The organism is Acinetobacter sp. I-MWF, assembly GCF_025433935.1.
Lineage (GTDB): Bacteria > Pseudomonadota > Gammaproteobacteria > Pseudomonadales > Moraxellaceae > Acinetobacter > Acinetobacter guillouiae.
In genome coordinates this window covers 2,514,264-2,537,864 of record NZ_JAMBAR010000001.1, presented here as the reverse complement: position 1 = coordinate 2,537,864, position 23,601 = coordinate 2,514,264, and the positions used below count along the sequence as shown (strand labels likewise).

General features: G+C 37.5%; 19 protein-coding genes. 9 read left to right on the top strand and 10 right to left on the bottom strand.

Annotated elements, in window-relative coordinates; genetic code table 11:
* Positions 1-156: 156 nt before the first annotated feature.
* Positions 157-1,566 (bottom strand): short-chain fatty acid transporter, encoded by a 1,410-nt coding sequence (locus tag M2R48_RS11765; RefSeq protein WP_262086244.1) that lies wholly within the window; start codon positions 1,564-1,566, stop codon positions 157-159.
* Positions 1,567-2,387: 821 nt separating this feature from the next.
* Here M2R48_RS11765 and M2R48_RS11760 point away from each other — a divergent pair.
* A complete protein-coding gene (locus tag M2R48_RS11760; protein WP_262086243.1) occupies positions 2,388-4,571 on the top strand; it encodes a TonB-dependent receptor domain-containing protein in 2,184 nt (727 codons plus the stop codon).
* Positions 4,572-4,676: 105 nt separating this feature from the next.
* Here M2R48_RS11760 and ruvB read toward each other — a convergent pair whose 3' ends face one another.
* Genes ruvB through M2R48_RS11740 form a run of 4 tightly spaced genes read right to left on the bottom strand, consistent with a single transcriptional unit; the run spans position 4,677 to position 8,310 of the window.
* Entirely contained in the window at positions 4,677-5,678 is a 1,002-nt protein-coding gene (gene ruvB / locus M2R48_RS11755; protein ID WP_262086242.1) for a Holliday junction branch migration DNA helicase RuvB, read from the bottom strand.
* 17 nt (positions 5,679-5,695) lie between these two features.
* Positions 5,696-6,298: a Holliday junction branch migration protein RuvA gene (gene ruvA / locus M2R48_RS11750; protein ID WP_004724404.1), complete on the bottom strand. Its 603-nt coding sequence runs from the start codon at positions 6,296-6,298 to the stop codon at positions 5,696-5,698.
* A 9-nt stretch (positions 6,299-6,307) separates the two neighbouring features.
* Positions 6,308-6,970, bottom strand: a complete 663-nt coding sequence (locus tag M2R48_RS11745; RefSeq protein WP_262086241.1) for a hypothetical protein — start codon at positions 6,968-6,970, stop codon at positions 6,308-6,310.
* Entirely contained in the window at positions 6,970-8,310 is a 1,341-nt protein-coding gene (locus M2R48_RS11740; protein WP_262086240.1) for a deoxyguanosinetriphosphate triphosphohydrolase, read from the bottom strand. The genes M2R48_RS11745 and M2R48_RS11740 overlap by 1 nt, the downstream gene beginning before the upstream one ends.
* 491 nt (positions 8,311-8,801) lie before the next feature.
* Here M2R48_RS11740 and M2R48_RS11735 point away from each other — a divergent pair, with 491 nt between their 5' ends.
* From M2R48_RS11735 to M2R48_RS11710, 6 genes are all read left to right on the top strand, one after another.
* On the top strand, positions 8,802-9,542 hold the full coding sequence (locus M2R48_RS11735) for a hypothetical protein (protein ID WP_262086239.1): 741 nt from the start codon (positions 8,802-8,804) through the stop codon (positions 9,540-9,542).
* A 185-nt stretch (positions 9,543-9,727) separates the two neighbouring features.
* Positions 9,728-13,561 carry a phosphoribosylformylglycinamidine synthase gene (gene purL / locus M2R48_RS11730; protein ID WP_262086238.1) on the top strand — a complete coding sequence of 1,278 codons (3,834 nt, stop codon included), beginning with the start codon at positions 9,728-9,730 and terminating at the stop codon, positions 13,559-13,561.
* Positions 13,562-13,871: 310 nt separating this feature from the next.
* Complete coding sequence (locus tag M2R48_RS11725) at positions 13,872-13,997, top strand: KGW motif small protein (RefSeq protein ID WP_004724391.1); 126 nt, start codon at positions 13,872-13,874, stop codon at positions 13,995-13,997.
* Between the two features lie 185 nt (positions 13,998-14,182).
* Positions 14,183-14,713, top strand: a complete 531-nt coding sequence (locus tag M2R48_RS11720; protein ID WP_262086237.1) for a hypothetical protein — start codon at positions 14,183-14,185, stop codon at positions 14,711-14,713.
* Between the two features lie 51 nt (positions 14,714-14,764).
* Complete coding sequence (locus M2R48_RS11715; protein WP_262086236.1) at positions 14,765-15,127, top strand: hypothetical protein; 363 nt, start codon at positions 14,765-14,767, stop codon at positions 15,125-15,127.
* Between the two features lie 62 nt (positions 15,128-15,189).
* Positions 15,190-15,465, top strand: coding sequence for a hypothetical protein (locus M2R48_RS11710; protein ID WP_262086235.1), 276 nt, complete (start codon positions 15,190-15,192; stop codon positions 15,463-15,465).
* A gap of 268 nt (positions 15,466-15,733) precedes the next feature.
* Here the strand turns inward: M2R48_RS11710 and gltP are convergent, their stop codons facing one another.
* The 5 genes from gltP to M2R48_RS11685 all read right to left on the bottom strand — a co-directional run bounded on the left by gltP (position 15,734) and on the right by M2R48_RS11685 (position 22,302).
* Positions 15,734-17,023, bottom strand: coding sequence for a glutamate/aspartate:proton symporter GltP (gltP, locus tag M2R48_RS11705; RefSeq protein WP_262086234.1), 1,290 nt, complete (start codon positions 17,021-17,023; stop codon positions 15,734-15,736).
* Between the two features lie 277 nt (positions 17,024-17,300).
* Complete coding sequence (locus M2R48_RS11700) at positions 17,301-18,410, bottom strand: ABC transporter permease (RefSeq protein ID WP_262086233.1); 1,110 nt, start codon at positions 18,408-18,410, stop codon at positions 17,301-17,303.
* A complete protein-coding gene (locus tag M2R48_RS11695) occupies positions 18,403-19,536 on the bottom strand; it encodes an ABC transporter permease (protein WP_034613636.1) in 1,134 nt (377 codons plus the stop codon). Before M2R48_RS11695 ends, M2R48_RS11700 begins: the two co-directional genes overlap by 8 nt.
* 2 nt (positions 19,537-19,538) lie before the next feature.
* The gene (locus tag M2R48_RS11690; protein ID WP_262086232.1) at positions 19,539-20,795 is read right to left on the bottom strand and encodes an HlyD family secretion protein; all 1,257 of its coding nucleotides are present in this window, start codon (positions 20,793-20,795) and stop codon (positions 19,539-19,541) included.
* Between the two features lie 13 nt (positions 20,796-20,808).
* A complete protein-coding gene (locus M2R48_RS11685) occupies positions 20,809-22,302 on the bottom strand; it encodes a TolC family protein (RefSeq protein ID WP_262086231.1) in 1,494 nt (497 codons plus the stop codon).
* A 198-nt stretch (positions 22,303-22,500) separates the two neighbouring features.
* Between M2R48_RS11685 and M2R48_RS11680 the strand changes: the two genes are divergently transcribed.
* Both M2R48_RS11680 and M2R48_RS11675 read left to right on the top strand, forming a co-directional pair.
* Positions 22,501-22,911, top strand: coding sequence for an SRPBCC domain-containing protein (locus tag M2R48_RS11680; protein WP_262086230.1), 411 nt, complete (start codon positions 22,501-22,503; stop codon positions 22,909-22,911).
* A gap of 85 nt (positions 22,912-22,996) precedes the next feature.
* Positions 22,997-23,593, top strand: a complete 597-nt coding sequence (locus tag M2R48_RS11675) for a LysE family translocator (protein ID WP_262086229.1) — start codon at positions 22,997-22,999, stop codon at positions 23,591-23,593.
* Positions 23,594-23,601: the final 8 nt, after the last annotated feature.

Genomic DNA, 23,601 nt, shown 5'->3' with positions numbered 1-23,601 from the left:
TCAATAAAGAACATAACGATATTCCTACAATTAATTAAAGCTCGTTTGTAAGAGGATCAATACTTGCTATGATCAATTTAAATGTCGGCTTATTCATCAGAAGATTATATTGAATAAGCCGTTTAAATAACTTTTTACAACGAAATCTTTTACATCCTAAAAAGTAGGTGGCAGATACGTTAAAGTACGACCAAGAATCCACAATAAGAATAAAACTAAAGGTAAATGGAAGACAAGCTGGGTAACTGTAAATCCAATGACATCTTTAGCTTTTAACTTTAAAATTCCCAGCATAGGTAACATAAAGAATGGATTAATTAAGTTGGGTAAAGCTTCTGCTGCATTATAAATCTGAACAGACCAGCCTAAATGTACTTTCAGATCGTGTGCAGCCTGCATGACATAAGGTGCTTCAATAATCCATTTACCACCCCCAGATGGAATGAAAAAGCCTAAAATAGCCGAATATAACCCCATGACAATTGCGAAAGTTTCCTTGGATGCAATCGATACAAAAAATTCAGCAATATAATGAGATAGAGATAAATCCTGTGCGTTCATAGCACTTGTCATGATAAAAGCAATACTTCCATAGAGTGGAAATTGAATCAGTACGCCAGAAACCGCAGGGACAGCTTTAGAAACTGCATTTAAAAAATTTCGAGGTGTTCCGTGTAAAGCAATACCCAGCATTAAGAAGATAAAGTTGTAAGTGTTTAAACTGGAAATGGCAATAATCGGATTACTTTTTGTAAACTCATTAAACATCCAGATTAGGCCTAAAACCACAATTAAGATACTGAGAATAGGGGAGTTTTCCAGCCAGTCACCTGGGCGTTTTTTGCTTTGAACTTCGGTCTTTTCATCTTCAAAATGAATATCAAATTCATCAATGGTTTTTATGCTATTGCCTTTAGGTGCAGACCAGAATGCAATGGCAATTGACACGATAATCAATACGGCAGTCATAATCATAGACTGTGGTAAAAAGATCGTTTCAGTAAAAGGAATGATACCGGTTAAGTTATAAAGCGGTTCAGGTAAGCTCGCTTTGTTTGCCTGTAACTGAGCAGCGGAAGAACTAATACCCAGTGCCCAAGTTGCACCCATACCAATAATAGCGGCTGCGGCAGCTGCACGATAATCCATGTTGAGCTCTTTACGCTTGGATAGTGCAATCACTAAAAGGGCAGTTAAAACTGTACTCATGGCCCAGTTAATCAGTGAAATCAACAGACTGACGGTCGCTACAAAAACAATAGCATTTCTTCCAGATGTTGGAATCTGAGCCATTTTTTGGATCAGCATTTCGACGGGTTTAGATACTGAAACCACATAACCAACGACAATCAACATACACATTTGCATCGTAAATGGAATCAAACTCCAAAAACCATTACCAAATGAAATTGCGACATCCTGAACAGATGCTCCTATTCCAATCGCAGCTATGGCGACAATGATGACGCCTAGCAGGGCGAAAATATAGGAATCAGGAAACCATTTTTCTGACCAATCACTGACTTTTATTGCAAATTTTTGTAATATATTCTGAGTGTTATCCATATTTAAATATCCTATTTATTCGATTATGAAACCAGTACATCCATGTTGAAAATATTGATTTTCGGGCGATAACGATCAATATCAGTGAGTTTGAAGATTTGTATAAAAGACTCTCGAATGAGCTTTAGGTATATGCACTGTTAAATTTTTTCTAAACTCACATTCCATGCAAGTTCACTCAATTTGATTCCTTTTTTGTGTTGCTCAGTCAAAATTAGCAACTGTCCTTTTATTAAATTATTAACATTGAATTGGCTTTTTTATAAATTTAAAGTTTTAAACGTACAATAAGAAAAACTCATCAATCAAAAATGTATGCCAATCTGCATTTGCAACGTGAAATAAATGATGTCAATTGAACATCCGTTCTATATTTCATAACTTCAACTCTCAACAAACCCGTTCATTCCAAAATTATTTTTTTGTAATTGTTTAAATAACCAGCATGGTTATATGATGCTTTGGTGTTTTTTATCTTTAAACTACTTATGAACAGCCAATTGAATGTAGGAGTCTATATCCAGAGCTGAGTGAAAAGGATGTATCGAGGATAATTTTATAAAATAATAAAATTAAATATTAACAATAACTTATTGGCCTTAAATAACAAGTCTTTAATGAGAGCAATGTAATTAAATCAGCCTATTAAAACCAACAAAAGTTTTTTATTAAGTTTTAATTAAATTAATGTGTAATAACTCTTTACTATGCTTGTTGTTTTTTGTATGCTTTTTATTGAAAATGATAATTCTTATCATTCGTATTTAAGTATTTTATTTGTTTTCAATTGTTTATGTCGTCCATCTACTGGAATTCTATTTATGAGTAAGTTTAACCTTCGTCCTATTTCAATCGCACTTTTAGGAATTACAACAACTTCAGCCTTTGCAAATAGCAAGGTAGAATCCGATGCTACACAACAACTTTCAACGATTGTTGTTTCTGCTGCGGGTTATGAGCAAAAACTAAAAGATGCACCGGCAAGTATTACTGTGATCACCGCACAAGACCTAAAAGACAAACGAATAAACTCAATTGGAGATGCTTTAGTCGATGTAGAGGGGGTTGATGTTAGCAATATGGGTGGAAAAACTGGTAGTTTAAATATTCGTATTCGAGGGATGGATTCTGAATATTCTCTTGTTCTGATTGATGGTCGTCGTCAGAACAGTACAGGGGATATTTCACCCAATGGTTTTGGTGAATCAAATAATAGTTTTATTCCTCCAATCTCAGCAATTGAACGAATTGAGATTATTCGTGGACCTGCTTCTACACTATACGGCTCCGATGCCATGGGTGGCGTTATCAATATCATCACTAAAAAAGTTTCAAATGAATGGACAGGCTCCATTACATTAGAAGGGACTTTACTCCCAAACAGTTCTGATTTTGGTAATCAACGTGCTGCTGATGGATTTATTACTGGTCCAATTATTAAGGATTTGTTAGGAGTGCAGCTTCGTGCTCGAAAAGCTCAACGGAGTCAATCCAATGTGGGTTATCTCGATGTAAATGATAATTCAGTAGAGTTGAACATGGGGAATAATCCAACCAAATCAGATTTAGAAACCATTGGTGCTCGTTTAACGTTTACCCCAACAAAGCAACATGACCTCTCGGTAGAATATGAAAAAACTGAGCAATGGTACGATAACAGTAAGAGTCAACTCGGTACGCTTGGTGCAAATGGTGGTTATGATAAATCGAAAGAATTTAATAGAGATCGGCTAATATTTGTACATACATGGCGCAATAGAATAGGGAATTTGGAGTCGAGTATAAGTAATACTCAAACTGAAACCATTGGTCGCCTTATTCCATCACGTGCCCAAGCGGGTTCAAACGTAATCACGCCACGTCTTTTAGAAAGTGAGGATACGATTTTTGATACTAAATTGGCCACTCAATATTTTAAAGGACACAATATTACCCTTGGTGGGCAATGGTGGGATGCGAGTATTAAAGATGGATTAAGGGTAAATAAAGAGGTGTCGTTTCAGCAATTGGGTCTTTTTGCTGAAGATACATGGGCACTTACCCCTGATCTAGCTTTAACGACGGGTTTACGTTTTGATAATCACGATACTTTTGGTAGCTTTTGGACACCTAGAGCGTATTTAGTTTGGAATGCAAATGACAATTGGACGTTTAAAGGTGGCTATAGTGAAGGCTATAAAGCGCCTCGCTTAGAACGCCTGACCAATGGAATTTATAATGTTGGTGGACAAGGTAGAAGCCCTCTTTTTGGAAATCCAGATTTAAAACCTGAAACCAGTAATAACTTTGAGCTGGGTACTTATTTTAAAAACGGTTCTAATTTTGATGCCAACATCACAGCATTTTTCAGTCAGATTAAAGATAAAATAGTCAATGGACCAGTGGAGAGAACCTGTGATGCCAAGGTTAATAAAGCTGCATGTGAAGAATTTATGGCAAATCTTGGTACACCATGGCTAATGGAGTCTGGTGATACTGACAAACGAACTTGGAGTGTAAGACGCCCAACCAATGCTCAAAAAGCAGATATCTATGGTATTGAAACAGGCTTAAATTGGGAGTTTGTACCGACTTGGAAATTTGGCCTAAACTATACATGGACCGAAACAGAAATTAAGGACAAAACTCTGGGTAATCCGCCTTTAAATGATACGCCTAAACATATTGTTAATGCATCATTAAAATGGCAAGCAGATGATAAAATTCAATTATGGGCGCGAGGCGAGTACCGGAGTGAACGTGCTCGATACACCTCCACTTATAATAATTTAACAGCAGTTGAAAAAGGCGTTTATGATGCATTGGGTGATTTTAAAGCATATGGCTTGATGCATATGGGATCGAACTTTAATGTAAATAATCAGTGGGATATTGCTGTGGGTTTATATAATATTTTTGATAAAAACTTTGTTGATTATCAGAAAGTTGGTTCCAGTTACTATAATCGATATAGAAACACTCAAGAAGGACGCCGTGTTCAATTGAGCACAACGTTTAAATTCTAATAAAACTTATCTTCGATTTGCATTAGGAAAGCCCTATTTGTATAGGGCTTTTCTATATAAAACCATAATATAAACAAGGGAATATTCAATACTCCCTTATTTATATTATTTTGGTTCAGGTGGTGTCATCCCAAACTGTAAATAGGCTTGGTTGGTTGCAATACGCCCACGAGCGGTACGCATAGCATAACCCTGCTGAATCAAATAAGGTTCAATCACATCTTCTAGCGTACCTGAATCTTCAGCCATTGCTGCAGCTAAAGCTTCAACACCAGCAGGGCCGCCATCAAAACGTTCTAATAGCATCGATAAATAACGACGGTCTAACGTATCTAAACCATCTTTATCAACATTTAACATATCTAATGCACGTTGTGCCATGTGTTGAGTAACTTCACCAGTACCTTTAACTTGCGCATAGTCACGGACACGACGTAACAAGCGGTTAGCAATACGGGGAGTACCACGTGCACGACGAGCTATTTCTTTTGCACCATCTGCTGTTGTGGGAACATTCATTAATGTTGCTGAACGCGCCACAATATGAGTTAAATCTTCAACTGAATAAAACTCTAAACGTTGCACAATTCCAAAGCGATCACGCAAAGGTGAGGTGAGTAGACCTGCACGCGTTGTCGCAGCAACCAAGGTAAATGGTGGTAAGTCTAATTTTATCGAACGTGCACCAGGGCCTTCACCAATCATGATGTCGAGTTGGTAATCTTCCATCGCGGGATAAAGAATTTCTTCAATCACTGGAGAGAGGCGATGAATTTCATCAATAAATAGCACATCACCTTCTTCCAGATTAGTCAGCATTGCAGCCAAATCACCTGCACGTTCCAGTACTGGACCAGAGGTAGATTTAAGATTCCCCCCCATTTCACGGGCGATAATATTGGCCAATGTGGTTTTACCTAAACCGGGTGGGCCAAAGATCAAGGTATGATCAAGTGCTTCACCACGACCACGAGCAGCACCAATGAAGATTTCCATTTGCTCTCGTACAACAGGTTGGCCTATATAATCATCCAAAGAGGTTGGACGAATGGCACGATCAAAATGATCTTCGGGTTTTTCAGCCCCACTGATTAAACGGTCTTGCATGAGTGTCTTAATCTGTCTTATTTATTCATGGATTTAAGTGCAGCACGGATAATGTCGCTTGCTTCAGTATAGTCTGCTTTCACGGCATTAATCAGTTTTTGTGCTTCCAAAGGTTTATAACCTAAAGATTGCAATGCCGCTTCAGCTTCAGCAACAGCAGAATTGCCCGTAAATTGTATTTGAGTTGAAGTCGAATTACTCGGTGTGGTACCTGTAGCAAAGGCTTTAAAGCGATCACGAAGTTCAATCATTAAACGTTCGGCTGTTTTCGCACCAACGCCAGGGACTTTAACTAAAGTTTTCACATCACCATTCTCAACAGTATGTACCAACATTTCCACACTCAGTGTAGAGAGAATGCCTAAAGCCATTTTAGGGCCGACACCATTCACTTTTAGCAGGGTGCGAAAGATGGTTTTTTCTTGAGCGTTAGAGAAGCCATAAAGTAATTGAGCATCTTCACGGACGGCTAAATGTGTCCATAAGGTAACTTTTTGACCTTTTTGTAATTGGCAAAATGTTGAGAGTGGCGTGTCGATCTCATACCCCACGCCATTTACATTTAAAAGTACGGTAGGTGCTTCTAAAGCTAAGACTTCACCAATAAGACATCCGATCATTGAGTTTGTTCACTTATTTGTTAATGGTTGAATAGTAGATGCCATTTGCTCTAAACGCAAAATTGCTTTAAGAATTTCTTTGCGATTTCGGGCAGATTTTATCCAAGCAGGTAAACGATTAAAATAGGTTTTATTGGTATTTAAATAAGTTCTTTGTCTAAGGTTTGCAGAAATATAATCTTTTAAACAGTTAACATGTTCTTGATTATAGGCGAAAACAAGTCCATTTCTTGTTGATACACATAGTGTTAGGCAATAACCAAAATAAGGATCTGTATTGAAGCCGCGATTAAATTGTTTGCGTATATCAAATTGGTTAGGATAGATCCGTTTGGAAATTGGGCAAAAGTTGCAATTCAATTCAATAAATTGAGGAACAAAACTCCTTTTTGCATAGTATTGATGAAACTGAAATTTTCCACGTTTACAACGACAAGTTTCTTCAATATCTAAATAAACCCCAGAGAAATAGCCTAAGTTATTTTCCTGTTTGGCTTTTTGGTCAAATGATTTACAACAATTTTGGCAACTAAAAAAGGGTTGCTCGAAATCAACATCATCAATTTTTTTCGTATAGACGGTGGCATTTTTTAAACAAAATGGACATTCTACTAAAATAGGTCGCCGAGAAAATCTATTCAATGTGATTCCATCATCTACAAACCGTTTCATCAAAAGAATCCTACTTTATTACCTTGGAGTTCTTGCGCTAAGTTATAGGCTTGATGATCTGAAAATTTACTCACGATATCTAAGACTTGCATAATATTGTCATAGTGATGATCACTAAAGCGTGCACCAAACCGTTCTAAAATAGACAGTAAACGACCATCTTTAAAACTTAATGTTTTATTTGGTGTGGTAAGGGGAATAAAGGCATCTAAAATATGCTGTAAACTTTGATGAGCAATAATTTCCAAACCTGATTTTTGCGGGTGTTCAAAGATTTTTTCACGAGCAAGATTTTTTGCTCGATCTATCCCGATCTCAATGTCCTCAGCACAGTATTGCAGTAATGAACCTTTTAGCTGTCCTGACAAAATTTGATAATGTTGTTTTGAGAAAGCAGTGGTTACTTCATCGACCAAACGTTTCATGACACGACCACGCAAAGCGGCAATTTTTTGTTGCCAAGTCATATACGGCATACTGAGTTCAGCGGGAACACCATAATCTCCTAATAAATCGAGAAAAATAGGTTCAACTTCTTCATAGCTGAGCATATTGAGAATAATGCCGTCTTCTAAATCAATTAAGGCATAACAAATGTCATCAGCAGCTTCGAGTAAATACGTCAGCGGATGACGACACCAATGATACTCACCCAATTGAATTAAACCGAGTTGATCTGCAATCTGTTTAAGAATTTCTTTTTCAGCTTGATAACAGCCAAATTTAGCACGTTTGCTTGCAGGGGTATTCCCTTGAGATTCGATGGTTTTTGAGAGCCAAGGATACTTTAAGTAAGCTCCTAACGTTGCGTAAGTAAGACGCATACCCCCATCATGAGGATGATAGTCAATTTTAGTAAGCAGTCTTAAACCTTGGGCATTACCTTCGAACTGTCGTACATCTGCTTGTTGTTCAGGGCTCAGGTCTTGTAAAAAATTTGTATGTGCAGCGTCATCAAACCATTCACGAATCGCGTATTCACCAGCATGTCCAAAGGGTGGATTACCAATATCATGTGCCAAACATGCAGCTTGAATAATTGCCCCTACATCCGCTGGGGAGATCCAAACGGGGAGTTCATTTTTGATTTTTTCAGCAGCGAGCATTCCCAAAGAACGCCCAATACATGACACCTCTAAAGAGTGCGTAAGCCGTGTATGAATACCATCATGTTGGGTCAGTGGATGAACTTGAGTTTTACGATTGAGTTGTCTAAAACTTTGCGAAAATATAATGCGGTCATAATCTTTATGAAATGGACTTCGTGCCTGTTCTGTACTTTGCTTTTTACTACCTAAACGAACTGTTGAAAGGAGTTCTAACCAACGCATTTGAGTCATTTATCATTATTCATTCTTTCGTTAATCGTATGATGCCAAATTTATTGAAAATGTACTAGGGGCGGGCGACATAAGTTGTCTTGGTCGGTTTATATTTGAGAAATATTTTCCCAGTATTTTTCACCCTTATATTTAAAATAATTCATAATGAAGTTATAAAAATTGGCCTCAACACTAAACTAATCATCTCTCGCTATAATTGGATTCACGACAACAACAGAGCCATAATCAGGTTTTTCAGAATCAAGGCGAATTAAAAGCTGTTCACCCTCACCTAAAAATTATCCAATAATACAATCGTCTGTTAATTTTTGATCTTTTCTATCCACTAAATATTGAGCAGTAAATTTTTGAATAATCTGTAAAGCAATTTATAATCTAGATAGTCCAAACACTAGGAAAATTTCCATGATTAAAGTTAATATGTTTAGACTTTTAAACAGTTAATATGAATAAGCATTATCCTTGTATCATTAAAAAAAGAGTAAAGCATGAATAAAAATTTCTTCTTATTAACTATGATTATTCTATTTGCAGGGTGTAGCCCCACTGATAAAAATAGATCCAATCAAAACAAAGAAATCGAAACTCAGAAAAAGATTGAAGTGAGCAAACCTATAATCGAAGAAAGCATTCCTGCCAAGCCTGAAGCAGTAGATCAAGCTTTAGCAACTTTTGCCTTTCAAGAAACGCCAGATGGTCATCTTACAAATAATTGTATTTGGACAGATGATCCAAATGCGCAAAATAAACAGTATTGGAGCATCTTACCAAGCAGTATGTTGAATGGAAAAGCTAAATTTACAATAGAGGATCTTACGCCTAGCAAGGTGAGGATTGGGCAACCAATTAAAAACTGCAATGAAGCTTATAAAAATGACACGGCAAACTATGCATATGCGATCAATAAAAGTGGTGATTTGGTCAATGCGGTGGCACTGAAACTCGATCGAATGACTCAAAATGCGGATCATACCTATACAATTGATCTGAATAAGAACTCGCATCCTGAAAAAATCTATGTGTGCTATAACATGGAAAGTTTAGATGTATTTTTCATTGACTCTACATCTCAAAACCCATATTTAGAATATATCAATGTCCAATTATCCTACGATATTGATGGTGAAATCGATCCTGAGATTTCTTGTGGAAAAGTCTTTTATCAAAAAAGTGGAATCATTGCGAAAGAAGATCCTAAAACGGGTGAGTTTCATTATACAGCTCAATAATTCAATTGTTACGAATCATGTTTAAAGGCGAAAGTCAAAGTAAATCGGATATTTAAAACCAAGATTTCAGCGTTTTTTAAGTGGGATATGACTAGCTGAAATCTTGCTTTCACAGTAGAATATGCGCTCTCTTCAAGTCACATTGAGGTAGGTTGCCAAAACCTGCCCGTGGAGCCAAAAACAGCATGTTTATCGTTGCCGGTGCACCTGCACACTCTTCTTTTAAGCAAACACAACTATTAACACGCCTTGCGTCGATCAGTTCTGTTCAATCAATAGAAAGCCAATGGGTTTACCTTTTCGACCAAACGCTCAACGAGCAACAACAGCAATCTGCTTTACAGCTTTTAAACGATGGCGCATCGTTTGAAGTTCGTCAGGCTGCAAGTGACGAAGTCCAGATTTTAGTCACGCCACGTGTCGGTACAATTTCACCGTGGTCATCTAAGGCAACCGATATTTTTGCCAACTGTAATACACCTGTACACCGCTTAGAACGCGGTGTTTTGTTTACTTTAAAGGGAATTTCTGAAATTTCTGATGAAGTAAAACAAATTTTACATGACCGTATGACAGAAAGCGTTTTCAATAAAATTGATGACGCAACAGCTTTATTCTCTGAAACTGAGCCTAAACCTTTAAACTCAATTGATATTTTGGGGCAAGGTAAAGATGCACTGGTTAAAGCAAACTCTGAGTTTGGCTTTGCATTGTCAGATGAAGAAATTGACTATTTAACCGCAGCATTTAATAAGATGGGGCGTAACCCACACGACATCGAGTTGATGATGTTTGCTCAAGCAAACTCAGAACATTGTCGTCATAAAATCTTTGGTTCAGAGTGGACAATTGATGGTGAAAAACAACCATTATCATTGTTCCAAATGATTAAAAACACCTATAAAGAATCACCTACAGATGTTTTGTCAGCATATAAAGATAATGCTTCTGTAATTGTTGGTTTTGACACACAGCGTTTCTATCCGAAAAAAGATGAAGCTACGGGCCACCATATTTATAAATACAAGAGCCAAGCTGCTCACATTCTCATGAAAGTGGAAACCCACAACCATCCAACAGCAATTGCTCCATTTGCAGGTGCTGCGACAGGTTCTGGTGGTGAAATTCGTGATGAAGGTGCAACAGGCCGTGGTGGTAAACCAAAAGCGGGTTTAACGGGCTTTACGGTTTCTAACCTTAATATTCCCGGTTTTGAACAGCCTTGGGAAGAAAACTACGGTAAACCATCTCGTATGGCATCACCACTTCAGATCATGATTGATGGTCCTTTAGGTGGTGCAGCATTTAACAACGAGTTTGGTCGCCCTGCGTTAAATGGTTACTTCCGTACTTTTGAGCAAAATGTTAATGGCGAAGTAAAAGGTTTCCATAAACCGATTATGATTGCAGGTGGTTACGGAAATATCCGTCCTGACCATGTTGAAAAAGATGCAATTCAGCCAGGCGATTTACTGATTGTACTGGGTGGCCCTGCGATGCTCATTGGTTTGGGCGGTGGTGCAGCTTCTTCTGTAGATAGTGGTAAATTGGGTGAAAACCTAGATTTTGCTTCTGTACAACGTGAAAACCCAGAAATGGAGCGTCGTTGTCAGGAAGTGATTGATGCATGTTGGAGAATGGAAGACTTTAACCCGATCGTATCTGTACACGATGTAGGTGCGGGTGGTGTTTCCAATGCAATGCCTGAACTTGTGAATGATCACGAATTGGGTGCAACTCTTGATCTTCGTAAAATCCCATCGCTTGAACCAGGCATGTCGCCAATGGAAATCTGGTCAAATGAAGCGCAAGAACGTTATGTGCTTGCCATCAAACCAGAATCATTAGAGTTATTTGAATCGATTTGTGCACGTGAACGTTGCCCATTTGCGGTATTGGGTGAAGCGACTGAAGCACGTCAATTGACTGTAAACGACCCATTGTTTGAAAACAAAGCAGTGGATATGCCAATGCAAGTCATGCTTGGTGGCACGCCACGTATGAGCCGTTCATACGAAACGATTCAACGTAAAGGTGACGAGTTTGATGCATCTAAAGTCGATTTAAAAGATGCGATCTTCCGTGTATTGAAAAACCCGACAGTGGCTTCAAAATCATTCCTAATCACCATTGGTGACCGTTCAATTACAGGTATGGTATCGCGTGATCAGATGGTGGGTCGTTGGCAAGTTCCAGTTGCGGATGCTGCGGTAACCACAACAAGCTTACAAGGCTATACCGGTGAAGCAATGGCAATGGGTGAACGTCCTCCTGTTGCATTGTTAAATCCTGCTGCTTCGGCACGTTTGGCTGTGGCTGAGTCCATCACCAATATCATGTGTGCCAATATTGAACAGATCAGCGATATTAAACTGTCTGCTAACTGGATGGCGGCCGCAGGTCAAAAAGGTGAAGATCAAGCATTATTCGAAGGCGTAAAAGCTATCGGTATGGAAATGTGTCCTGCATTGGGTATCGCAATTCCAGTGGGTAAAGACTCATTGTCAATGCGTACGACTTGGAATGACGACGGCGAAGATAAATCTGTGACTTCACCAATGTCTGGTGTCATCACTGCATTTGCACCTGTGTTGGATGTTCGTAAAACATTGACACCTGAATTGAAAAATGAAGATTCAGTTTTGGTACGTATTGATTTATCTAAAGGTCAGTTCCGTTTAGGCGGTTCGATCCTTGCACAAGTGTATAAGGCAATTGGTTCTGTTACACCTGATGTTGATAACTTTGATGAGTTCAAAGCATTCTTTGCATTGGTACAAGATTGGAATAATCGCGGTTTGATCAAGGCATATCATGACATTGGTGATGGTGGCTTATTGGCAACTGTTGCTGAAATGATGTTTGCTTCACGCTTAGGTGTAGCACTTGAAGATCAATCTACTGAAAGTTTATTTGCCGAAGAAATTGGTGCAGTATTGCAAATTTCTAGAGCAGACTGGGCAAGTCTGGCAGATGAGGTTGCAACTTCAAGTTTAAAAGAAGCGATTTGCGTTGTTGGTACTGTCAATGATTCTGATAAATTGTCAGTGAACGGTTTGCTACTTGATCGTGCTGAATTGCAACAAGCTTGGACTGAGGTGTCACATCAAATTCAACGTTTACGTGATAACGTAGAAACCGCTGATTCAGAATTTGCATTAATTGGTGATAAAAACCATAAAGGTATAATTGCATTACCAACATTTGATTTAAATGAGCCTGTTGAAGCACCTTATATCAATGAACGCCGTCCAAACATGATGATTTTACGTGAACAAGGCGTAAATGGTCATGTTGAAATGGCTGCGGCATTCGATAAAGTTGGTTTTAATACGGTTGATGTTCACATGAGTGATTTACTTTCAGGTCGTGTAGATTTAGACGACTTTGAAGGTCTGGTTGCTTGTGGTGGTTTCTCTTATGGCGATGTTTTAGGTGCAGGTGGTGGTTGGGCTAAGTCTGTACTATTTAATCCTAAACTTCGTGATCAATTTGAGAAATTCTTTAACCGTGATAATACTTTCTCTGTAGGTATTTGTAATGGTTGTCAAATGCTGGCTCAGCTTGCGCCACTCATTCCAGGTGCAGACAACTGGCCACGTTTCCGCCGTAATACTTCAGAAGTATTTGAAGCACGTGTTGTGAATGTGAAAGTTGAGAAATCTCCATCGATTCTTTTAGAAGGCATGGAAGGCTCTATTTTACCAATCGCTGTTGCACATGGTGAAGGTCGTGCAGAAACTTCTGCTGAAAACTTTGCCGCGTTAAATGCTGGTAATCAAGTAATTTTACGTTATGTAGACAGCTTGGGTAATGCAACTCAACAATACCCATTGAACCCAAATGGCTCTCCTGAAGCGATTTCTGGGGTTACTTCAAAAGATGGTCGTGCAACGATTATGATGCCGCATCCTGAACGTAATTTCCGTGCTATTCAGCATTCTTGGAAACCTGAAGAGTGGACTGAAGATGGTGCATGGTTACGTATGTTCCGTAATGCGCGTAAGTTTATTGGTTAATTAGACTAGACCAATAGATTAAAAAAGCCCCGTAAGGGGCTTTTTTGTTTTAAACTGATCAATATTTTCATTATCTCCACTCAAGGGTGAGATTTATGCTGCTACGTGTGATAGTGGCACTATGTATGATTAAATAATGAAACATCAGAATGAGTTGATTTCTATCAAGTTAATTATATAGATAAGTATAAGATAATTTTAGTTACAGTTTTAACGTTGGTTTATTTTTTGCATGTTATACATTGTCTATTAAAAGACTGATGTTTTGCCCCAAAGATGTTCCATGATGTAGCAAGAATGAGGTGATAAAATGATAAGAACAGTCAATTATTCAACAGCAGATAAGGTCATCCTTCGCCAAAAAGGCTGGAAATGGTTTAGTGTTATTTTAGTTGTACAAATGCTGATTATTCTCAGTGCATATTTAATTGCATAGCTAAAGAAACGAGTACGTTTTCTGATTGATAATTTTAAATGCTAATGACAAAAGCCACTTTATTGTGGTTTTTGTGTATTATGAATTTTTATAATTTTTTGTTCATAAAAATAAATGACCTAATCGTGACTTTAGAGTCCTTATAAAACTTATTGCTTTCACAAACGACTGCTGGAAAATAATCTATGAAACAGTTTCAGAATATAAATAAAATAAGTTTACTAATCGTCGGTTTGATTTCTACACAATTGGTAAATGCTCAGAATATTCAAATAGACACGCTTATCGATACTAAAGCGATCAATTGTTATGCACTTTTTCAACATCCTGAAAGTAAAATAGCTGTACTTTTACAAGATTTTAGCCGCGATGGGCAGAAAAATGTAAAGCTGAATAAATCTAAACAGACGATGATTATTGATAATAATACATATTATGGTGTGCAAGGTTATCGCTATTATAAAACTGCACATACTGAACAGGATGATTTAGCAGTAGATCATCATGTTTTTGGATCACAACTGATCAAAATTGCCTTACAAAAACATAAATCGGGTAAAACTCAATCCAATGGTTACTATTTTGTATTTAAGGGTACACCGACAACGGTGCTCTATCATTTACGTAAGGTTGTGGGTGATGATTGGAATATTGAGAACGCTTTAGATGAAACACCACAAGGAAACTCAAAATTGAGCTGTGGCTATACAAGGTAAATGAATGAATAGATATATATTTCTAATACCAATACTGATTTCACTTAGCGCATGTTATCCATATATAGAAAAACCATACCTGAAATTGAAGTAACTGTAAAAGATTCTGAAGGGAAATTGGTGGATCTTGCTTATGTCATTTTAACGACGACAGTTAAAGAGGGTAAAACGATCAAAAACTACAAGACCCAATATACTAAAAATGGCAAAGCGTATTTTGATGTTAATAGATCTTTTGCACTGAATATGGGGGTGGAGAGAAAATATACATGGTCGCTCTGTGTATCTAAACAAGGCTATAAAAAGCAATATTATAGTATTTCAGATAAAAGTATTTTTGATATACATTTAGAAAGTTTGGAAGATCCAAAAGTGAATCAAAAATGCCAGAACAATACCCTTAGAATAAGGTGACTATAATTTCCCATATGTCAAAATTGATTTAGAAAAATCAAAAAAATTAAATAGATGAGTTTATGAAAAGAAGCATATTTCTAGTACCAATCCTGATTTCTTTAACTAGCTGTTATCCGATATATAAAACACAGAAGCCTCAAGTGACTGTGACTGTTGTAAATGAGCAGGGAGTAGCAATTCCTGATGTAAAAGTCGTGTTAGTAACGGCAGTACATCCTGCAAAATTAGATGATCAATATGATGAAAAGTTTACAAATAAATTGGGGATAGTGAATTTTGAAAAACAGGCCGAATGGAAAGTTGAAAGCTTAATGATTCATGGGGTGCAAGTTTAGGATTGGAATCTATGCCTTGCAAAAGATGGTTATATCACCCAAGAATTTGTCGAAGTAGGTAAAAAAGCGCAGATTAAAATCATTTTAAAGAAGGGTAAAACGCCATTAAAACAGTACTCTTATCAATGCTAAAAGGTTAATTATTCTGCATATCATATATTCAATCTTTTGAGCGATTTGTGGAATTGAAAGCAGTCTAAAAGGGAGGTAATCTCAGTCAAGCATGTACAAAAAAACCACCCGAAGGTGGTTTCTCTGATCTTAAAAATTAATGTGTGGCATCAAAATTATAAGATTTTTGTTTTTCAGTATCGAATTTGCCTTCCCATTTACTAATCACGAGAACAGCAAGTGCATTACCAATCACATTTAATACCGTACGAGCCATATCTAAAATACGGTCAATACCTGCAATAAATGCTAAGCCTTCTAGTGGGATCCCCACGCTGCCTAAAGTTGCCAATAGAACCACGAAAGACACACCAGGAACGCCTGCGATACCCTTAGAGGTAATCATCAGGGTCAAAACCAAAACAAGCTGTTGAGTGATGGTTAAATCAATACCGTAAAGTTGTGCAATAAAGATAGCAGCAATACTTTGATAGAGTGTCGAACCATCTAAGTTAAATGAATAACCGATAGGAACAACAAAACTGGTAATTGATTTTGGCGCACCATAAGCTTCCATTTTTTCCATCATACGTGGTAAAACGGTTTCAGAGCTTGCAGTGGAGTAGGCAAGAATAAGTTCATCTTTTAAGATTTTGATAATTGTCCAGATACTAAAACCACAGAATCTAGCCACAAAACCAAGCACAATAAAGATAAAGAACAAGATTGCCCCATAAACTAAAACGGCTAGTTTAATTAACGGTAATAATGAACTAAAACCAAAGTTTGCTACAGTCGCAGCGATCAAACCGAATACACCAAATGGTGCAAACATCATGATCATGTGAGTTACTTTGAACATTGTTTCAGAAACAGCTTTTAACACGTCAATTAACGGTTGCTTGGTTTCTTTAGACAATGAACCTAGACCAATACCGAAAATCACTGCAAAGAAAATAATCGGCAACATGTGCCCATCACCCATTGCAGCAAAAATATTCGGTGGGATAAGTGAAAGAACTGTATTCACTAAGCCATGAGCTTCATGGCTGACTTCCTGTGTCGTTTCTTTATATTGCGAAATATCAGAGGTTGTCAGTGTAGACATATCAATGCCTGCACCAGGTTGGAATACATTGGCAGCAACTAAGCCTACAATAATTGCAACTGTCGTAATAATCTCAAAATAAACAATGGTTTTAAAACCAAGTTTACCGACACTTTTACTGTCACCCGCATTGGCAATTCCTAAAATCAGCATGGAAAGCACAAGTGGAATTACAATCATTTTGATCAGATTGATGAAAATCTTACCCAATGGTTGTAAAAAGTTTGCAATGATGTCACCGCGAATTTCAGGTGCGTTGTGCAAAAAAGCACCAACAAGAATACCTAAGAAGAGCGCAATAACAATTTGCCAAGCAAGGCTAATTCTCATTTTCTTCATACTGAGCCCTTAAAATTCAGATTTTGGCGAAAAGGAAAACTCTATCAAAAAAACACAAAAGAAATCCCGCTAAAGCATGTGGGTGCCTTAGGGTGGGAGATTCTGAGTATTCAGAGTATTTCGAAAATGGCCTATTCTGACGCTATTTGCGTCAGCAATACTAACTTTTTTATCAAAAACGCGTTCAAATGATTAAAAATAGTTCAGTTTGATTAAAATATTCGATTTTATTGTTAATTTTAATTCATTATATAAATTAAATTTCACACAACTATTCTTATTTTTTATATGTTTGCGTTAGGCGTATATATGCCCATATCATCAAAATTCCTGTTAAGCATACGAGATAAATTAACTTAGGAATAACCACTTGAATCGGCACACCCATTTGATTTAACTGAATAAATAAATTAATCCCTTGAGTGGACGGGAAGAGGTGAGCAAAATACTGCATCCAAGTTGGCATTGCTTGCAGGGGCCAAGCTGCACCTGATAGTAAAAACAATGGAATTGAGGTGAAAACAATCAGATGCCCAGCACGTTCTGAAATATCTAGATAGCTGGCTAAAAGCATTGCCATTGCAATCACGCAGCTAATAAAAATTGGAACGGAAAACAGCATGCCCCAGAAATTGCCGCCTCTCGGGTAATCATTGATCCAGTAAGTAAAACCAAATAGATAATAGCAGCCGAGGCAGCCAATCGTGAGTGCTGCTAGATAGATTCCAAAAAACTCAGCGGTTGTGGCTCGCCATTGTCGTTCACGATACCCCGCAATCAACATGCACAAACCCAGAACAATAGTCTGGTGAATGATCAGCGGTGCAATTGCAGGAAAGATATAACTGCCATATCCTGAAAGTGTGTTAAACAACGGGATTTGGTGGATCGGAAGCGCGACTTGGAAATGTGAAATTTTGCCAAACCTTTCGGCTTGTTCTGCAACAGCATTTTCAATTGCAGTGGCTAAGCCTAAACCAATCTGTTTGGTTTTAAGAAAATAAGCACTACTGAGATATAAACCAATACCACCAGCCTCACCTCGAACCACACTATTGGATAGGTTCTCAGGTAATAACAAAATACCATCGGCTTTTTGCTCTTGAACCATCCGTTTTGCTTGTTCAAAATTTCCAGTAATTTCAGTAATTTTTACATTGGGACTTTTGCCAACTTCAGTAATGATGGTATTGCTCAGATAGCTTTGTTCTTCATCTACAATAATAATAGGCAAACTTTCAGCAGTTTGCGCTTTATAGGCTGTAGGATAAAAAATGCTATAAAAAAATACTGAAAGCACCATGGTGGTCAAAATAGACGAGTTTTTCCCAATATTTTTAAAAGTGTCTATATAGTATCGAGCAAGATCTTTAAAGAATTTAATCATGTTTTACTCCCTTTAAATTTTTATTGAGGAGTAAACTTGATAATGCAAAATAGAAAATACAATATGCGGCAAGAATAGCTAGAGGAATCATCGAAATAAAACTAGGACTGCCAACAACCCATTGCTCAGTTTGTAATTTCGCATAAGGTGTATAGGGAATAATATTGGCCCAAAATTTGGTAAAAATTGGTGCATTATTTAAGGGAAGCGTTACGCCTGCAAAACTCAGCGAGGAGCCACCATAGACTGCAATAAATCCAAAAGTTTTAGATAAATTTTTAGTTGCGAGAACGACGGTACTACTGATCAGTGCATAGGCTGAATAAAGTAAGAACTGTCCAAGTAAAATCATCCATAGACTGCCAGCAATAAACCAACCTCGGATCACCACCAGCCAAAACAGCCATACCCAAGTCCAAAAACAGAAAATTAACACATAGACCATATTTTTTGCCAAAAGTGCATTCAATACAGATTTGTCTTGGACCCATTGATTTAAAGTGCCGTATTTCAATTCTTGACCCACTGCAAAAGCCACACAACAACACAGCAATAAGTGCAAAATTGCTGGAATCATAAAGGGTTCTAAATAGAACTCATAACTGAGATTTGGATTGAACAGGGGAGAAATTTTTATATTTGCGGTGGAAAGTTCAGCATAAGGTATTTTATTTTCAAAATATGAATTTTTGGCAAAATCAGCAATGGCTTCAACTGTAGAGAGCAGCATTGCTGAAGAAATTCCATTACCAATACTAAAATAGGACTGATTAAAAGCAATACTGATCTGTGCATCTTGTGCTTGAACCATACGTTGTTCAGCACCTGCTGGAATATGCACATATCCCCAAATCTTGGTCTGATTGAGCAGATGTTCAACTTCATTGGGATTGTCTGATACAGTGTAGATTGAAAGCGTGTGATTATGACTAAGATACTTTTCTATATTGCGACTGAGTTCACTCTGATCTTGATCAATAATTGCAATCGGTAAATGTTCAGCTTTTCCTGCATAAAACATACTACTGAATAAAATAATCACAAAGAGCGGGGCAAGTGTGACTAAGCATAAATCCCATTTATGCTTGAGCAAATATTGAAGCTCTCTTAACATGCCTGCCCACATGTTTATTGGCTCTCTTTTAATTTAAAGATCACGCTCATGCCTACTTTTAATTCAGGCACGGCTTCAGTGGGAGTAAGCTTGACTTTAAAACTACGAATATCATATCCACCTGTCTGACGTGTGGTTTTAATAGTTGCAAACTCACCTTCAGCATCTATATTTTTGATGTTAAATGACACTGTTTTATTGAGTGCAGGTATAAAACCATCTAAGCTTTTTGCTTGATAAACTTGGGTGTATTGATCTTCACGGACATTTAAACTGACCCAATTTTCTTCATCTTGAATAATACTCACAACAGGGACACCAATAGCCACCAGTTCTGAGGGTTTACCATAAGTTTTAGATACAGTGCCGTTTACAGGAGAATATAGTTTGGTTTCTGCCTCTAAAGCATTGGCTTCTGCAACAGCGGCTTTTGCAATTTCGACTTGTGCATCAGCCCCAGACTTTTGTTCAGCGGTACTGCCACGTTTTGCACGTGCATATTGCTGGTAAGCGGCTTCACTCATTTGTGTGGCTGATTGCGCAGCGGCATGCATTTCATCACGGCGTTGACGCGAAATTACCCCTTGTGCAAAGAGGTTAGCACCACGTTGATAGGTCGTTTTTGCAAGATTTTCTTGCGCTTTTACACTTTGCCAATTGGCATATAAGGTATCAATATTTTCTTGTTGAGAACCTCTGTCAGCAGTCGATTGTAAGGCTAAGGCGGATTGTAAACTTGCCAGTGCTTGTTGTTTTTTGGCAGCAATTTCTGGACTACTTAGGGTAACTAACAATTGTCCTTTTTCAATTTTTTGACCATCGCTGACAAAGATGCCTTCTATCCGACTTGGAACTTTAGTGCTGACATGTAATGTTTCAGCCTCAACACGTCCTTGAACATCGACTGTTTTAGGTTGATAACTTTTCCATAGACCAAACGCAATCAATCCCAATAATAGAATTAAAATTATTGCGCCAATGACCAGAATTGTTTTCTTTTTAGAAGGTTTTTGATCAGCGTTGATGTTTGTCGCAGCACTTTGTTCCTGTGCTGAGTCTCTGATTGGTGTTTCTTTTTCAGCTTCAATTTGATCGGCTGTAGGTTGTTGTGCTACAGCTGTATCAGATAAAGCAGTTGGATCTGAATTGTTTTGTGTATTCATTTCTGGATGAACTAAATTTTCATTTGATGAAATATCTGAGTTTGCATCAGCTTGCGAAGTTGAAGATGAATCATTTTGTCCATTGTGATGGTCATGCTGTTTTGTCATTTTATGCTCCATCTTAACGAATATAATCTGTATTGGTTTGATTGACGTAGTCTTTAAATTGTTCAATAGAACCATGGCTTTGTAGCAAAGTTGCTAGAGAGAGCACGTATTTATAGGCATTGAGTGCTTTTTCTGTTTTGAGTAGGCTGAGTTGATTCTGTGCATCGATGACTTGAGTGGCGGTGCCCATATCTTCTTTAAATGATAATTGTTGAATTCTTAAGTTCTCTAACACTGCTTTTTCATTTTGTTGCAGTAATTGATTGGACTGCTGTGCTGTGGCGAGCTCACTATAGGATTTGTAGATAATATTCTCAATCTCTTGTTGGGTGCGCGCTGTCATAAGCTCTGTTGCATATCTTTGTAATTCAGCGGCTTGGACATTTTTGTTTTTATCAATCCCTGAAAATAGGTTGTAGCGAGCAGCAACACCCACAATCCAGTTTTGGTTTTGATCTAAACTATATTCCCCAAACGCAAAAAGGGTTGGTTTTTTTGCGGCGCTCTGTATTTTGACATTTTGATTGGCAAGCTGCGTATCCATTTGCATTTTTCGAACTAGGCTTGAAGTTTCAGGATAAGAAGCAAGGAGTTGGTTGAGTGATTGGCTTTGCTGGCGATTGACAAATAAGGGTGTCGTCAGTTGATCAATTTTAGATTTATGTAATAAATTTTGAAGTTGGAACTGACTGGCTTGTAAATTTGCCGAAGCATTTTGTTCTGAACGCTGGGCATTATTGCGCGCAACTTCAAATTGCATGCGCTGTCCTTTGCTAATAAATCCCTGTTTTTCAAGTTTGAGTGAATTGTCATAGTGTTGTTGCATTGCACTCAGATTGAATTGACTGGCATTGAACAGCTGTTGTTGTAATTGCACATTAAAATACGCCTGAATCACTTCAAAACGTTGTGTATCTTGCTGTTGTTTAGCATCGAGTTGACTACGTTCAACTTTTAAATTGGCAATTTGCTTTGTTGTTGAGGTAATCCCGCCAGTATAGATTGGCATCATCACAGAAACTGTAGGGCGAACAACTTCATCTTCAAGGACAACATTGGCTGTATCTGGAATTAAGCCAATACCACTATGAATTCCTTGGTTTAGTCCTTGTTTTAAAGGATCTGTGATATTCGATGGAATGTTCTGTTCAGATTGCCATTGATCAACCCGATCATTCACCCCTTGTGAAAGCGTCTGTTCCAGATTATTTTTGACCCCATTTAGCGGAATATCTGTTTCAGTATGAAACTTATAGGCACGTATATTTAAATCGATGCGAGGTAGACCAATATTTTTGACAGCCTCTGCTTGAAGTTTAGATGCTTGATTGAGTGCTTGATTGGCTTGGGTGGTATAAGAATTTTCAAGTAAATATTGTTCTGCTTGTACATAGCTTAGATTTTCAGCAAAGGTGACAGATACAAAGGCCGTATTTAAGGCTGCAAAACTGCTTACTTGTATCAATTTTGATAATGCTTTAAGTGAATAGCAAGTTTTAAATTTCATCTGAAAAATCATCAGCATTTGTTTAAATTTGAGACTATTCTAACCTTGAATGACTAGAATAAATAATCTAAATGTATACTTTAATATGTGTGGTTTTTGTAGTTTCGATCATCAGTATAAATCCGATTAAATTATAATCAAAACCATGATAATTCAATCAATAAATTAAATCTCAAAATAGATATAGGGAGAATAAAAATGGCAAGAATTACCGTTGAGTCCGTGGTCACAGCACCAATTGAATTGGTTTGGGATATTTATAATAATCCTGAGGATATACAGCAATGGAATACCGCTTCATCGGATTGGCACACGGTCAATTCTAAAAATGATTTACGTGTGGGTGGTCAATTTTCAAATCGTATGGAAGCCAAAGATGGCAGTATGGGCTTTGATTTTGCGGGTACATATACTGAAATTATTCCGCATAAAAAAATTGCCTATTCTTTTGGCGAGCGAAATGCTGAAGTTCACTTTGCACAGAAAAATGATGCTGTTGTGGTGAGAATTAGTTTTGATCCTGAAACGATCTATCCGATTGAGCAACAGCAAGCAGGTTGGCAAGCAATTTTAGATAATTTTGCTCGTTATGTAGAAAATAAAGTTTAGTTCTGCACAAACGTACAATACAAAACATTTCCACAGACTTACTTTGATCTTCTGAAATTCGTTTAGATTAAAGTTGAGTGTTGTTGTGGAAATCTTTCTTTATACCTTGAGTGTGATGTATAGCCCTGGTCCTGTAAATTTCATTGGATTGAATTCAGGACTGCTTGGGCAGCTTAAACAATCCATCGGTTTTTTCATTGGGGTGGGTTGTGCAATGTTATTTCTATTTCTGACCTTGGGCTATGTTGGTGAAGCTGTTATTCCTCACAACTGGCTACATTATATTTCTTTAGTCGGGGCGGTGTATACCTTTTATATGGCTGTTAAAATGTTGACAGCCTATTTAGAAAGTACTGGAAAAGCCGAACATCAACTGAGCTTCTTAAATGGTTTCTTAATTCAATTGTTTAATCCTAAAGGGATTCTGGTTATTTTACCCGTCACGACAATTATGTATCCTGCTGCTAAAATTACAGGCGTCATGATTTTCGTTGTATCTTTGATCATTTCAATGGGTGCAGCTGGAGCGCCGTTTGTATATGCTTTGGCAGGCAAGTTTTTAGGGGATAAAATTTCTGATCCTAAATGGTTTAATTATTTAAATAAAATTATGGCAATCATGCTGATTGTTACAGGACTTGGAATGCTACGTGATTTTATTATAGGAATGAATTTGCTGTGATCAGTCAC

What these genes read in the sequence shown, in the direction of transcription:
- M2R48_RS11740 (WP_262086240.1), bottom strand. Translation starts at nt 8,310, where the DNA reads ATGACTCAAATGCGTTGGTTAGAACTCCTTTCAACAGTTCGTTTAGGT.
- M2R48_RS11760 (WP_262086243.1), top strand. Translation starts at nt 2,388, where the DNA reads ATGAGTAAGTTTAACCTTCGTCCTATTTCAATCGCACTTTTAGGAATT.
- M2R48_RS11745 (WP_262086241.1), bottom strand. Translation starts at nt 6,970, where the DNA reads ATGAAACGGTTTGTAGATGATGGAATCACATTGAATAGATTTTCTCGG.
- gltP (WP_262086234.1), bottom strand. Translation starts at nt 17,023, where the DNA reads ATGAAGAAAATGAGAATTAGCCTTGCTTGGCAAATTGTTATTGCGCTC.
- M2R48_RS11680 (WP_262086230.1), top strand. Translation starts at nt 22,501, where the DNA reads ATGGCAAGAATTACCGTTGAGTCCGTGGTCACAGCACCAATTGAATTG.
- M2R48_RS11720 (WP_262086237.1), top strand. Translation starts at nt 14,183, where the DNA reads ATGAAACAGTTTCAGAATATAAATAAAATAAGTTTACTAATCGTCGGT.
- M2R48_RS11735 (WP_262086239.1), top strand. Translation starts at nt 8,802, where the DNA reads ATGAATAAAAATTTCTTCTTATTAACTATGATTATTCTATTTGCAGGG.
- ruvB (WP_262086242.1), bottom strand. Translation starts at nt 5,678, where the DNA reads ATGCAAGACCGTTTAATCAGTGGGGCTGAAAAACCCGAAGATCATTTT.
- M2R48_RS11695 (WP_034613636.1), bottom strand. Translation starts at nt 19,536, where the DNA reads ATGTGGGCAGGCATGTTAAGAGAGCTTCAATATTTGCTCAAGCATAAA.
- M2R48_RS11685 (WP_262086231.1), bottom strand. Translation starts at nt 22,302, where the DNA reads ATGAAATTTAAAACTTGCTATTCACTTAAAGCATTATCAAAATTGATA.
- M2R48_RS11765 (WP_262086244.1), bottom strand. Translation starts at nt 1,566, where the DNA reads ATGGATAACACTCAGAATATATTACAAAAATTTGCAATAAAAGTCAGT.
- M2R48_RS11710 (WP_262086235.1), top strand. Translation starts at nt 15,190, where the DNA reads ATGAAAAGAAGCATATTTCTAGTACCAATCCTGATTTCTTTAACTAGC.
- M2R48_RS11715 (WP_262086236.1), top strand. Translation starts at nt 14,765, where the DNA reads ATGTTATCCATATATAGAAAAACCATACCTGAAATTGAAGTAACTGTA.
- ruvA (WP_004724404.1), bottom strand. Translation starts at nt 6,298, where the DNA reads ATGATCGGATGTCTTATTGGTGAAGTCTTAGCTTTAGAAGCACCTACC.
- M2R48_RS11700 (WP_262086233.1), bottom strand. Translation starts at nt 18,410, where the DNA reads ATGATTAAATTCTTTAAAGATCTTGCTCGATACTATATAGACACTTTT.
- purL (WP_262086238.1), top strand. Translation starts at nt 9,728, where the DNA reads ATGTTTATCGTTGCCGGTGCACCTGCACACTCTTCTTTTAAGCAAACA.
- M2R48_RS11725 (WP_004724391.1), top strand. Translation starts at nt 13,872, where the DNA reads ATGATAAGAACAGTCAATTATTCAACAGCAGATAAGGTCATCCTTCGC.
- M2R48_RS11690 (WP_262086232.1), bottom strand. Translation starts at nt 20,795, where the DNA reads ATGACAAAACAGCATGACCATCACAATGGACAAAATGATTCATCTTCA.